Source organism: Bradyrhizobium sp. JR3.5 (genome assembly GCF_054057015.1).
Genome location: NZ_JBSRYV010000002.1, coordinates 3,202,652 through 3,215,566, shown reverse-complemented (window position 1 = coordinate 3,215,566; position 12,915 = coordinate 3,202,652). Strand labels below are relative to the sequence as shown.

Sequence of the window (12,915 nt, the reverse complement as noted above, 5' to 3'; positions counted from 1 at the left end):
CATGGGGAGTGGATAGCGACCAAGTCTGAGGCCAGACTGAGGTTGCACCCATTCAACCTGGAGACGACGATGTTGCTCGATCATCCTTCCGACAAACTGGCCGCTATCCGCACTCAGTTTGGCGCAATTTTCGCGTCATTGGAACTGAGCCGTTCGACTTGGCTGGTCACCTCGCTTTCGCCGGGCAAAGGCGAGAAGATGTCCAAACACAGCGTGGTGGCCGGCGATCTTGCGGAACTGCTGAAGCTGTTCGCGGAGCTGAAGCGCAAGGCGCAGGCGCGCACGGGCGAGAGTTATCCGATCATCACCATCCAGGAGGCGGGGCTGGATGGGTTCTGGCTTCACCGGGCCCTGCAGCAGGAAGGCATTGAGAGCCATGTGGTGGATCCGGCCTCGATTGCGACGCCGCGCCGGCGCCAGCGAGCCAAGACGGACAGGCTGGATGGGGAGACACTGTTGCGGACGCTTCTGGCCTACAAGCGCGGCGAGCCTCGGGTCTGCGCCATGGTTGTTGCTCCCTCTCCCGAAGAGGAGGATCGCCGCCGGCTGTGCCGCGAACGGAGGACATTGATCGCGGAGCGGGTCGAGCATGTGAACCGGATCAAGGGTCTTCTGTTCGCGCAAGGGATATCGGGTTATGCGCCGTTGCGGCGGGATCGACGGAAGCGGCTGGAGGCCTTGCGGACTGGAGACGGGCGCGCATTACTGCCGCATCTGAAGGCGCAGATCGACCGTGAGCTCGACCGGCTCGAACTGCTGCTGGAGCAGATTGCGGCGGTGGAGCGCGAGCAGGATGCGTTGCTGGCCGCGAGCAAGCCGTCGGGCGGGAAGGCTGCATCGACCCCGGTTGCGATGCTGCTCGGTCTGAAGAGTTTGGGCTCGAACTTCGCTGCCGTTCTGTGGTCGGAAGCCTTCTGGCGGCAGTTCGCCAACCGCCGTCAGGTCGCATCTTATGTCGGACTTGCGCCGACGCCCTGGCGCAGTGGTGGGATCGAGCGCGAGCAAGGCGTGTCGAAAGCCGGCAATCCGCGCCTGAGAACCACGATGATCCAGCTCGCTTGGCTCTGGGTGCGCCACCAGCCGCAATCGGCGCTGACCCAATGGTTCAAGGCGCAGTGCGGCCGCAAGCGCGCGATCGTGGCGCTGGCCCGCAAGCTGCTCGTGGGCACTGTGGAAATACGTGACCGCCGGCGTCGTGATCGAGGGGGCCGAGATGAAGGCCGCCTGATGCGTGGCTTCCTGCAAGCTTAAAACCAATCTGCCGAGGTTGATCAGCCTCGGCCGATCCGGGCGGACGAACCGATGGATTGCATGGCTTCAAACGCCGCAACGAAGAATGGTCCCGTCCTCTCGAGCCTGCCCGCCGCAAGCGGAATGTTGGTGCAGTCGCCACCGAGCGACGACCGAATGTGAGTTTGATCTGGCATGCAAACCAGATTGCCCGAACTGGCTCGACCCTTGGATCGCCGAACATAGGAGGAGTTCACGCCGCACTTCCCGACCCGACGAGCCTGAAGGCGTGCTCGCTCAGCTCAAGACCAAGCCGCTTCGCGGCGGCCCTGCCGGGCCGGTCTTGACCTGATCTGCGCGCGCCTTCCAAACCGGCCCATGGTCGGGACGAAGAGCTGGCCCGAAAATCGAACAAAGAGCTGACCATAAATCTTGACACACCAAATCCCCATGTGAGCAATCCACCTCTCCGTGCGGGGATAGATGGATTGCTTCGCTTCGCTCGCAATGACGGAGAAACAACCTACTCCGCCGCGACGATCGTTCCTTCGACCTCGCCAAAGCCTATGCGATAGCCGTCGCCCTGGCACCAGCCGCGCATGACGAGTGAATCGCCGTCCTCCAGGAACGAGCGCGTGACGCCGCTGGCAAGCTCGACCGGCTCGGTGCCGTTCCAGCTGATTTCGAGCAGGCTGCCACGCTGATGCTTTTCGGGACCGGAGATCGTGCCGGACCCTAAGAGATCGCCGACATTCATCGCGCAGCCGCTGGAGGCGTGGTGCACCAGTTGCTGCACCGACGACCAGTACATGTATTTGAAGCTGGTGCTGCAGATCGTCTTCGCTTCGTTCATCGCACCGGCGCGCAGCGCGACGTCGAGCTGCAAGTCGTAATTGTTCGGCTGGGTCTGCTTGAGATAAGCGAGCGGCTCCGGCTGCTGCGCCGGGCCCTGCATGCGGAACGGCTCCAGCGCCTCGCGCGTCACCACCCACGGGCTGATCGAGGTCGCGAACGCCTTGGCCTGGAACGGGCCGAGCGGCACATACTCCCATTGCTGGATGTCGCGCGCGCTCCAGTCGTTGAGAATGACGAAGCCGAAGATCATCTCCTCGGCCTGCTTCTCGGTGAGCATCTCGCCCATCGGCGAGGCCTGGCCAACCACGACGCCCATCTCGAGCTCGAAGTCGAGCCGCTTGCAGGCGCCGAAGCTCGGCACGTCTGCGGTCGGCGGCTTCAGCTGCCCGCGCGGCCGCCGCACCTTGGTGCCGCCAACCACCACGGTCGAGGCGCGGCCGTTGTAGCCGATCGGCATGTGCAGCCAGTTCGGCTGCAGCGCATTGTCCTTGCCGCGGAACATGACGCCGACATTGGTGGCGTGCTCCTTCGACGAATAGAAATCGGTATAGCCCGAGACGGCGAACGGCATGTGCAGCCGGACGTCCGCCATCGGCACCAGCGCCCGCGCCCGCAATTCCCTGTTGTCGCGCAGCTCGGGATGATCGGCGCGCAACAGCTCGCTGATCCGCGCCCGCGTCGCCGACCAGACCTTCGGCCCGCGCGCCATGAAGGCATTGAGCGACGGCTGCGAGAACACGCCGAGTGGCCCGACATCGAGCCGCGCGTCCTGTTCGAGCTCCCAGAGGTCGAGCACATAGTCGCCGATCGCGACGCCGACGCGTGGCGCAAGGCCGTCCTTCGACGAAAACACGCCGTAGGGCAGGTTCTGGATCGGGAAGTCCGAAGTGGGCGCGATGTCGATGAAGGAGCGGAGCTTTGGGTCGTTGGGGTGGGGCATGGGGGTTCCGATGTGCAATCAAGTGCAACAGCTGATCTTCTTTACCCTCCCCTGGAGGGGGAGGGTCGACGCGAATGAAATGAGCGGCGGGGTGGGGTGACGGTCTATCCGCGAACACATCGCCCGGTTGAGAGATCACCCCCATCCCGTTTCGCATTCCGCTTCGCTGCATGCGAACCGACCCTCCCCCTCCAGGGGAGGGTGGAGGCGTCACGGCTTGTTCGGGTCGAACTTCTTCTCCAACCCCTTCCAGCAATCCGAGTAGTCGTCCTGCAGCGTCGCCGAGGTCGCGGCATGCTGCGTGACCCGCTGTGGGTAGCGCGTCTCGAACATGAAGGCCATGGTGCCGGTCAGCTTCACGGGCTTGAGCTCGCCATTGCTGGCATGCTCGAAGGCTTCACGATCAGGGCCATGCGGCAGCATCATGTTGTGCAGCGAGATGCCGCCGGGGACGAAGCCTTGCGGCTTGGCGTCGTAGACGCCGTAGATCAGGCCCATGAACTCGGACATGATGTTCATGTGATACCACGGCGGCCGGAAGGTGTTGTCGGCCACCATCCAGCGCTCCGGGAAGATCACGAAGTCGATGTTCGCGGTGCCGGCGGTCTCCGACGGCGAGGTCAAAACCGTGAAGATCGACGGATCGGGATGATCGAACGCGATCGCGCCGACCGGCGAGAAGGTGCGCAGGTCGTATTTATATGGCGCGTAATTGCCGTGCCAGGCGACGACATCGATCGGCGAATGCGGCAGCATGGTCTTGAACAGCGCGCCGCCCCACTTCACGTAGAGCTCGGTCGGCGTGTCCTTGTCCTCGTAGGCAGCCACCGGCGTCAGGAAGTCGCGCGAATTGGCCAGGCAATTGGCGCCGATCGGGCCGCGCTCCGGCAGCGTGAAGGCGCCGCCGTAGTTCTCGCAGAGATAGCCGCGCGCCGGGCCATTCGGAATCTCGACGCGGAATTTGACGCCGCGCGGGATCACCACGATCTCGCCCGGTTCGGCATCGATGCGGCCGAACTCGGTGACGAGGCGCAGATTGCCCTGCTGCAGCACGAACATCATCTCGCCATCGGCATTGTAGAAATGCTGATCGACCATCGATTTGGTGATGAGATAGACGTGCGCCGCCATGCCGGCCTGCGTATTCGCGTCACCGGCCGTGGTCATGGTCTGCACGCCCTGCAGGAAGGTCATGTCCTGCTTCGGGATCGGAGCAGGATCCCAGCGCAGCTGCGCGATCGGCATGTCGTATTCGTGGCACGGCGCGGTGCGCCACAGCCCGGCATCCGCCTTGGCGAAGCGGCCGGAATGCCGCACCGAGGGACGGATGCGATAGAGCCAGGAGCGCTCGTTGGTGCCGCGCGGCGCCGTGAACGGCGAACCCGAGAGTTGTTCGGCATAGAGCCCATAGGCGCAGCGCTGCGGCGAGTTGCGCCCCATCGGCAGCGCGCCGGGCAAGGCCTCGGTCTCGAAGCTGTTGCCGAAGCCGGACATGTAGCCCGGCGTGACTTGCCCCGAGCTGCGAACGATCTGCTCAGGCGAGGTATTGATGTTCATCATGATCCTCCTTGCAGGGCGGCCCACATTTCCTGGTCGCGCTTGTCGGTCCAAATCACGGGATCGTCGATCCCGGACGCCTCGTCATAGGCGCGCGAAACGTTGAACGGCAGGCAGTGCTCGTAGATCGCAAAGTCAGAGAATTTCGGATCCATCACCTCGCGCGTCGCCGCCATCGATTCCTTCAGGCTGCGGCCCTTGGCGACGGAGGATTCGGCGGCACCGTAGAGCGTGGTGACGAAATCGCGGGTCATCGCGATCGCATCGCGCCCGGTCTCGAGGCCCTTCAGCGCATCGCCGCGGCCCGGCGCGATCGCCTTCGGATTGAAGGCGCGGATCTCGTTCAGCGTCATCGGCCATTCGCGCAGATGCGCATCGCCGCAATAGCAAGCCGAGTGATATTCGATGAGGTCTCCGGAGAACATCACCTCGGCGTCCGGCACCCAGGCGACGATATCGCCGGAGGTGTGGCCGGCGCCGAGCTGCATCAGCCGCACCTCGCGCTTGCCGAGATAGATCGACATCTCGCCTTCGAAGGTCAGCGTCGGCCAGGTCAGGCCGGGAATGCTCGCGGCATCCTGAAACAGCCGTGGGAAGCGGCCATATTCGGAATCCCAGTCCTGCTGGCCGCGCTCCTGGATCAGGCGATAGGTCTCCTGCGAGGCGACGATGCCCTGTGCGTGATAGGCGGAGGCGCCAAGCACGCGCACCGCATGATAGTGCGACAGCACGACATATTTGATCGGCTTGTCGGTCACGGCCTTGACCCGCTCGATCACCTTGTTCGCCATCGCCGGCGTCGCCTGCGCGTCGAACACCAGGCAGCCATCGTCACCGACGATGACAGCGGTGTTGGGATCGCCCTCGGCGGTGAAGGCGTAGAGATCGGTGCCGATCTCGGAGAAGGTGACCTTCTTCTCCGCGAGATCCGTGGTCGATGCAAAACCTTTGGCCATCAGTTCAATCCTGTCCGTTTGATCAGTGCTATTGTTGTTGCTGTTGCTGTTGTTGCTGCTGGCTCACGTCCAGCATCCGCCGCTTCGCCAGCGCGATCGCCTCGCGCAGCACGTCGAGATCGCCGATGTGATTGGCGAGCACCAGCACCAGGGCGGCATCGAGATCGGCACTCTGCGTCTCTGTGAGGCCGCGATGCGCCTCGACGATGGCGCGGAAGGCGTCATCGGGACTGACGAAGTTCGAACTCGTCGACAGAGCCATGACCGCTCCTCAATTCAGGCCGGCTGCGCGCGCCAGCGCCGCGTCGAGTGCGGGCCGCGTGACGTTGCGGAAGCGTGCCGCGACATAGCCGTCCGGCCGCAGCAGATAGGCGGTGCCGGGCGCGGCATCGTAGCGCTTGCCGGCAAGGCCTTGCGCGTCGACCAGCCCGCCCTCGCCACCGACCCGGATGGTGCCGACGCCGTCAGGGACATCGACAGCCGCGCCATTACCAAACTCCAGCAGCGTGAAACGCGTTCTCTGCTTGATGAAAACCTCGGTCAGATAGCTGGAACCGCCGCCTTGCTCGGTCACCGGCGCGTCCACCATCGAGGCGCCCGGCCGCGGGCCGCCGCGCCAGCTGTCGCGATCGCCACTCGACAGCGGCGTGTCGTAGACCGACGGCACCGACAGCCGGCCGCCATTGACCATGCGCTTGCCGAACTCGGTATCCTCTGCGAGCGACAGCACGGCCTGGCGCAGCCGCGCCTCCTGCCGGGTCACCGGCGCCATGAAATCGGTCGAGCGGGTGGACTCGCGGATGTTCTCATCCGCCGCCGCGCTGCGCTCGATATGATAGCTCTCCAGCAAGCCCTCGGGCGACAGCCCGCGCAACACGCGATCGAGCTTCCACGCCAGATTCTCGGCATCCTCGAGCCCGGAATTGGCGCCGCGCGCACCGAACGGCGAGACCTGGTGCGCGGAATCACCGGCAAAGATCACGCGGCCGTGGATGAACCTGGCCATCCGGCGGCACTGGAACTTGTAGATCGAGATCCATTCGAACTCGAACTTGTCGTGCCCGAGCATGCGCTCGATCCGCGGCCGGACATTCTCCGGCTGCTTCTCGGCCACCGGATCGGCATCCGGATTGAGCTGCAGGTCGATCCGCCAGATGTCGTCCGGCTGCTTGTGCAGCAGCGCCGAGCGTCCGGCGTGGAACGGCGGATCGAACCAGAACCAGCGTTCCGTCGGGAATGCCGCGGTCATCTTGACGTCGGCGATCAGGAACTGGTCCTCGAACACCTGCCCCGCAAAGTCCGCACCGACCATCTGCCGCAGCGACGAGCGGGCGCCATCGCAGGCGACGACAAAAGAGGCGTGCACCTGGTACGTGCCTTCCGGGGTCGCGATGGTCAACGCGACGCCATCGTTGCGGCTTTCCAGCGCGATCACCTTGTTACGCCAGCGCAGATCGATTTCAGGCAGCTGCTCGACCCGATCGACCAGATAGGCCTCGGCATAGAACTGCTGCAGGTTGATGAAGGCGGGCCGCTTGTGGCCCTCCTCGGGAAGCAAATTGAACTGGTAGAGCTGCGAGGCACCGTGGAAGATCTTGCCGACGCTCCACACCACGCCCTTCTCGACCATGCGGTCGCCGACCCCGAGGCGGTCCCAGAACTCCAGCGAGCGCTTCGAGAAGCAGATCGCGCGCGAGCCCTCGCCAATCCGGTCGGCATCGTCGAGCAGCACCACGCGCTGGCCGCGCTGGGCGAGGTCGATCGCGAGCGACAATCCCACCGGCCCGGCGCCGACCACCACGACCGGATGCTCCGCGACGTTGGCGCCCGACCGCTCCTGGTCGGGATGACGGCGATAGCCGAACTGGGTTTTGGCCTGTGCCGTATTGGCTTGTGCCATTGCGTGACCCTGATTGCGTGACCCTGGATGTTCCCTGATGCCGGCGGCTTTTGGCTGCGGCTTGTGCGACTGGTTTGCGACCAGGACCTTTTGCGACAAAACCTTGCGAGTCGGCCGCGACCTTGCTAAATTAGTCTCACTTGCAACTATCTTAAACTCCCAGTCGGGCCCGCCGTCAACTCAAATTGGAGGAATTTTTGGCTAGGACCTCTGCAAGCCAGCCTCCAGACCCGGCCGCGCAGCGCCGTGGAAGCGGACGCGCGCGACAATGTCGCGCCAACCAAGAAGCGCCTCGACCTGTTCCACTTCATGCCGTTCCGCCTGAACCGGCTGGCGGCCGAGGTATCCTCGGCGCTGTCGAGCGAATATCAGGCACGCTACGGCCTCGACATTCCCGAGTGGCGCGTGCTCGCCACGCTCGGCTTCCGCAGCGATCCCTGCAGCGCGCAATATATCGCGCATTGCACCCGCACCCACAAATCCACCATCAGCCGCGCCGTCTCGGCGCTGATGGAGCGCGAGATCGTCGAGCGTGTCGAGAACGCCGACGACCGCCGCGAATTCCGCCTGCAACTGACCCGGAAGGGCCAGACGCTCTATGAGGAGCTGATCCCGCGCCTGCTGCGCAAGGAGCAGGAGATCCTATCCTGCCTGTCCGCGCAGGAGCGCCGCGATCTCGCACGCCTGCTCGGCAAGGTCGAGACCAGCCTCGAGCTGGTGCAAACCAGCGAAGAGGCCGACGCGAAGGACGTGTATTAGGATTTGTCATTCCCCGGTGCGCAATTGCGCACCTGAGGGCGTGCGCAGCACGAGCCCGAAATCCATTTATCCACGAAACGTGCGGCCCGATGGATTCCGGGCTCTCGCTTCGCGAGCCCCGGAATGACGACGGGGGAGTTACGCCCGATCGATATGCTTCGCTATGACAGGGAAATAATTATCCTTCGATCCCTTGTCGATCGCCTCCTGCAGCACCGTGCCGATCAGCTCCGCGCCGCGGATCCTGATGCCGGCGTCGGCGGCGAGTTCCAGCGCGTAGGACAGATCCTTCAACGCATATTCGGTCGAGAACGCGCGCTCCGGAAACAGGCCGGGCACGATCGCCTTCATGCCGTGGTTGCGCAGCGCAAAGCTGTCGGCCGAGCCCTTCGACAGGGTTTCCAGCAGCAGCTTTGGATCGACGCCATTGTGCTTCGCCACCGCGACGGCCTCGGCCAGCGCGTTCACGGTCTCGAACAGCACCATGTTGTTGAGGATCTTGGTCACCTGCCCCGCGCCGACGTCGCCGCAATTGGTGACGTCGGTGGCAAAGCAGCGGATCAAGGGCTCGATCGCGGCGTAGAGCACGGGCACCGCACCGACCATCACGCTGAGCGTGCCGTCCTGCGCCGCTTGCCGGGTGCGTGCGATCGGCGCGTCGGCCCAGGCCGCCCCCTTCGCCTGCAACTGGCCGGCAAAGTCGCGGGTCTGGCTGACCGAAGACGTACCGAGATCGACCACGACCTGGCCGCTTCTGATGTTCTTCAGAATGCCGTCGCCTTCGAACACCGCGCGCACATGCTTGGCGCTCGGCAGGCAGAGGAACAGCACATCGCTCTGCTTGATGACATCGGCGACCGAGCCGGCAATCTCGGCGCCGTCGCCGCGCAGACGCTGCAGCGGCTCAATCGACAGGTCGAACACGATAACGCGCTTGCCGCTCTTCTTGACCAGGTTGCGGCAAATCGGCTCACCCATCACGCCGAGGCCGATGAATCCGAGGGTCTTGTATTCAGTCATATCGCTTCTTCTTTTTGACGTTTCTTGACGTGTTGCAGATGCGCGGAGCTCCGCGAGGCTATTTCGCGAACGATCGCGATGGCGCCAGATGCAATGCGAACGCATCGACCTTGTCGCTGGCGCGCGGATAGATCTCGCTGACGATCGGATCGTGGCCCGGGATGAAGCGGTCGGGATGACCGGCAAGCCGCTCGACGGTCTCCCAGCCCTGCGCCATGTCGCCGACATTGTAGACGATCGGGAACGGGCTACGCTTGTGCAGGTTCGCATAATAATGCGCGGCGTCCGACGCCAGCACGACCGGGCCGCGCGCGGTCTCGACCCGCACCACTTGCAGGCCGTCGGAATGGCCGCCGACGCGATGCACGGTGACGCCGGGCGCGATCTCGCCGTCACCGGAATGGAAGGTGACGCGCTCGCCATAGACATGGCGCACCATCTGCGTGACATGTTCAATGGAGAACGGATGGCGCAGCATGCCGTTGCACATGCAGCGGCCGGTCGCGTAGCTCATCTCGCGTTCCTGCAGATGGAATTTGGCATTCGGGAAGCGATCCAGATTGCCGGCGTGGTCATAATGCAGATGGGTGACGATGACGTCGCGGATCGCGTCGGCGCTGACGCCGAAGCCGGCCAGCGCATCGACCGGGTTGAGCGTCAGCTTGCGGGCGCGCACCTTGGCCTCCTCGGCGTTGAAGCCGGTGTCGACCAGGATGTCGCGGCCATGGCCGCGAATCAGCCAGACGAAATAATCGAGATCCTGCGCCGTGGTGTCGTGCGGATCGGGCACCAGGAAATTGAGGTGAGGGGTGCGCGGCGACATGGTCGCATAGCGCAGGGCGTAGATTTCGTAGGCGTTTCCCATCGGTTTCGCTCTTGTTGGCTGTTCTTGAATGGCTCGGCGTCCCGACCACAAAGCCATCGCCTCGCGCAAAGGTCAAACCGCGCAAAGTGCGACGAGCGCATGACAGGACGGCCGCAGCCTCTGTGAATGCAATCACACTATCCAGTCGCAGGAACCTGCACCATGCCACGGAGGCGATGGCCGCCATGATCGCGGCTGTTGCACTGCGGCCTCGTTACCGCCGCCGCGATTAGCGATGGTGCCGCAGGCCGTTGACGGGGGTTTGACCGTGGTTTGATAATGGATTTTCGCTAGAGTAAGGTCCCCGGGGCGCAGGCTGAAAGCGGCGCCATTTCATTGCAATGCCGCGATCTGGATTAGCCGCGATTATGAAAATCCGCCTTGCCTTGCTCGCCACGCTGATTTTTTCAATCGCGTCGCCCACCCTGTCCGTCGCTGCCGGCGATCGTTTCGCGCTGGTCATCGGCAACGCCAAATATCCCGACGCCGACGCGCCGCTGAAGGAGCCGGTCAACGACGCCCGCGACGTCGCCGACGAGCTCAAGCGTGACGGCTTCACCGTCGAGGTCGGCGAGAACCTGACCGGCGACGGCATGCGCCGCGCCTTCGATCGGCTCTATGGCAAGATCAAGCCGGGCTCGGTCGCGCTGATCTTCTTCTCGGGTTACGGCATCCAGTCGAACCGGCAGAGCTACATGATCCCGATCGATGCCCAGATCTGGGCCGAGGCCGACGTCCGCCGCGACGGCTTCAGCCTCGAGACCGTGCTCGGCGAGATCAACAGCCGCGGTGCTGGGGTCAAGATCGCCCTGGTCGACGCCTCGCGGCGCAACCCGTTCGAGCGCCGTTTCCGCAGCTTCTCGGCGGGGCTCGCCCCGGTGATCGCACCCAACGGGACGTTGGTGATGTATTCGGCCGCGCTGTCATCGGTGGTCTCGGACAATGGCAGCGACCGCAGCCTATTCGTGCGGGAACTGCTGAAGGAGATCCGCACCCCCGACCTGATGGCTGAGGAAACGCTGAACCGCACCCGCGTCGGCGTCACCCGCGCCTCACGGCAGGAACAGGTGCCGTGGATCTCGTCGTCGCTGGCCGAGGATTTCTCGTTCAGTCCAGCCGGCGCAGCCATTCCAGGCGGCGCAGCCACTCCAAGCGGCGCAGCCGTTCCAGGCGGCGCAACGGGACCGTCGAACGCCGCGCCCGCGCCTGCCGCGTCACCGTCGCCCGAGGTGGCAACGGCACCGCCGGTCTCGCCTCCACCGGCTCCGCCAGCCCCGCCCGTTGCAACGCCGAAGCCGACACCAACGCCCCCAGCCGCAACGGCGCCGACGCCACCGCCGGCGCCGCCGAAGCCAGCCGTCGCGACAGCGCCGGCCGCACCCCCGCCTCCCCCAAAAGCGCCCGAGATCGCGCTGCCGCCACCCGCGCCTCCACCGCCGGTGGTGATCCAGCCCACGCCGGCCCCGAGCAATTCGCCCGTGCTCGCGGATGATCCGACGATCAAGGGGCTGAACGAAAGGCTCGACAAGAACCCGGATGACGCGGCTGCGCTGTATCGCCGCGGCCAGGTCTTTGCCAGCAAGGGTGCCTACGACCTCGCGGTGAAGGATTTCACCGATTCGCTGCGGCTGAACCCGAAGGATGTCGAGGCCTATAACAATCGCTGCTGGGTCCGCACCGTGATCGGCGACCTGCAGGCGGCCCTGAAGGACTGCAACGAGGCGCTGCGGCTGCGCCCGAATTTCGTCGATGCGCTCGACAGCCGCGGGCTGATGAACCTGAAGGGCGGGCAGAACAAGAACGCGATCGCCGATTTCGACGCCGCACTGAAGATCAACCCGCGGCTGACCTCGTCGCTGTACGGGCGCGGCCTTGCCAAGAAGCGCAATGGCTCGGTCGCGGAAGGCGATCTCGACATCGCCAACGCCAAGGCGATGGACCCGAACATCGTCAAGGAATTCGCCGACTACGGCGTACAGTGACAAATGAACGAGGCCTGCCCGCGGCTCGAACCGCGGGCGAAATTGCGCGACTAATCAGAGGGTGCGTGCCGGGCAGCGATGCCCGCGATCAATCTGAAGAATTGCATGGAACCGCGCCAGCCGGCGCAGGAGGGACCGAAATGTTCAAGCCGTCGGCAAGGGCCGCGATCCTTTCAATCGCGACCATCGGCGCCGTGCTGTCGTTCGGCACGGCGGCCGCCCGCGCTGGTGACGTCACCGAGGATCAGATCATCAAGGCGCTGACGCCCGAGAAGAAGCCGCTGACCCGCGGCCTTTCGGCCGGCCCGCAGACCTCGCCCGGGCTGAACGCCGACCAGGCCAAATTCGTACAGAGCGTCCGCGGCCGCGCCACCCGCTCGCTGTCCTCGACTGAGCGCGAGGAAATCGCGACCATCGTCCAGGACAAGCCGAAGATCGATCTCGAGATCAACTTCGACTACAACTCCGCCGACATCAGCGCGAAGTCGCTGCCATCGGTGCAGGCGCTCGGCCGCGCCTTGACCAACCAGGACCTGAAGGGCTCGACCTTCGTGGTCGCCGGCCACACCGACGCCGCCGGCGGCGAGGATTACAATCAAGGCCTCTCGGAGCGCCGCGCCGACGCCATCAAGCGCTATCTGGTCGACAAATATGGCATCAACGGCACCGATCTCGTCACCGTCGGCTATGGCAAGAGCAAGCTGAAGGACCCGAGCCACCCGATGGCGGACATCAACCGGCGCGTGCAGGTCGTGAACGTCGAAAACAAGGACACCGCCGCCAAGTGATCCAGAGGCGATGGGCGGTGGCGTGGCCGCTTTTTGAGGTTACAATGCGTCCCGCACCCCGGC

General features: G+C 64.6%; 10 protein-coding genes and 1 pseudogene. 4 read left to right on the top strand and 7 right to left on the bottom strand.

Annotated features, from left to right (window positions below; translation table 11 throughout):
* The first annotated feature begins 69 nt into the window (after positions 1 to 69).
* Positions 70 to 1,228, top strand: a pseudogene (locus ACVWW1_RS32300) (IS110 family RNA-guided transposase).
* 525 nt (positions 1,229 to 1,753) lie between these two features.
* Here the strand turns inward: ACVWW1_RS32300 and fahA are convergent.
* From fahA to ACVWW1_RS32275, 5 genes are all read right to left on the bottom strand, one after another.
* Positions 1,754 to 3,025 carry a fumarylacetoacetase gene (gene fahA / locus ACVWW1_RS32295; RefSeq protein ID WP_456658656.1) on the bottom strand — a complete coding sequence of 424 codons (1,272 nt, stop codon included), beginning with the start codon at positions 3,023 to 3,025 and terminating at the stop codon, positions 1,754 to 1,756.
* A gap of 210 nt (positions 3,026 to 3,235) precedes the next feature.
* Entirely contained in the window at positions 3,236 to 4,582 is a 1,347-nt protein-coding gene (gene hmgA / locus ACVWW1_RS32290) for a homogentisate 1,2-dioxygenase (RefSeq protein ID WP_456658655.1), read from the bottom strand.
* Positions 4,582 to 5,538 (bottom strand): MBL fold metallo-hydrolase, encoded by a 957-nt coding sequence (locus tag ACVWW1_RS32285; RefSeq protein ID WP_456658654.1) that lies wholly within the window; start codon positions 5,536 to 5,538, stop codon positions 4,582 to 4,584. Before ACVWW1_RS32285 ends, hmgA begins: the two co-directional genes overlap by 1 nt.
* 28 nt (positions 5,539 to 5,566) lie before the next feature.
* Positions 5,567 to 5,800: a DUF2783 domain-containing protein gene (locus ACVWW1_RS32280; protein ID WP_456658653.1), complete on the bottom strand. Its 234-nt coding sequence runs from the start codon at positions 5,798 to 5,800 to the stop codon at positions 5,567 to 5,569.
* A gap of 9 nt (positions 5,801 to 5,809) precedes the next feature.
* Complete coding sequence (locus ACVWW1_RS32275) at positions 5,810 to 7,537, bottom strand: FAD-dependent oxidoreductase (RefSeq protein ID WP_456658652.1); 1,728 nt, start codon at positions 7,535 to 7,537, stop codon at positions 5,810 to 5,812.
* Between the two features lie 210 nt (positions 7,538 to 7,747).
* Here ACVWW1_RS32275 and ACVWW1_RS32270 point away from each other — a divergent pair, with 210 nt between their 5' ends.
* Complete coding sequence (locus tag ACVWW1_RS32270) at positions 7,748 to 8,197, top strand: MarR family winged helix-turn-helix transcriptional regulator (protein WP_456660724.1); 450 nt, start codon at positions 7,748 to 7,750, stop codon at positions 8,195 to 8,197.
* A gap of 138 nt (positions 8,198 to 8,335) precedes the next feature.
* Here ACVWW1_RS32270 and ACVWW1_RS32265 read toward each other — a convergent pair whose 3' ends face one another.
* The gene (locus ACVWW1_RS32265) at positions 8,336 to 9,322 is read right to left on the bottom strand and encodes an NAD(P)-dependent oxidoreductase (RefSeq protein ID WP_456658651.1); all 987 of its coding nucleotides are present in this window, start codon (positions 9,320 to 9,322) and stop codon (positions 8,336 to 8,338) included.
* Entirely contained in the window at positions 9,276 to 10,082 is an 807-nt protein-coding gene (locus ACVWW1_RS32260) for an N-acyl homoserine lactonase family protein (protein WP_456658650.1), read from the bottom strand. Before ACVWW1_RS32260 ends, ACVWW1_RS32265 begins: the two co-directional genes overlap by 47 nt.
* A 368-nt stretch (positions 10,083 to 10,450) precedes the next feature.
* On the opposite strand from ACVWW1_RS32260, the gene ACVWW1_RS32255 reads away from it, so the two are divergent.
* Both ACVWW1_RS32255 and ACVWW1_RS32250 read left to right on the top strand, forming a co-directional pair.
* Positions 10,451 to 12,064: a caspase family protein gene (locus ACVWW1_RS32255; RefSeq protein ID WP_456658649.1), complete on the top strand. Its 1,614-nt coding sequence runs from the start codon at positions 10,451 to 10,453 to the stop codon at positions 12,062 to 12,064.
* Between the two features lie 140 nt (positions 12,065 to 12,204).
* Positions 12,205 to 12,852 (top strand): OmpA family protein, encoded by a 648-nt coding sequence (locus tag ACVWW1_RS32250; protein ID WP_456658648.1) that lies wholly within the window; start codon positions 12,205 to 12,207, stop codon positions 12,850 to 12,852.
* Positions 12,853 to 12,915: the final 63 nt, after the last annotated feature.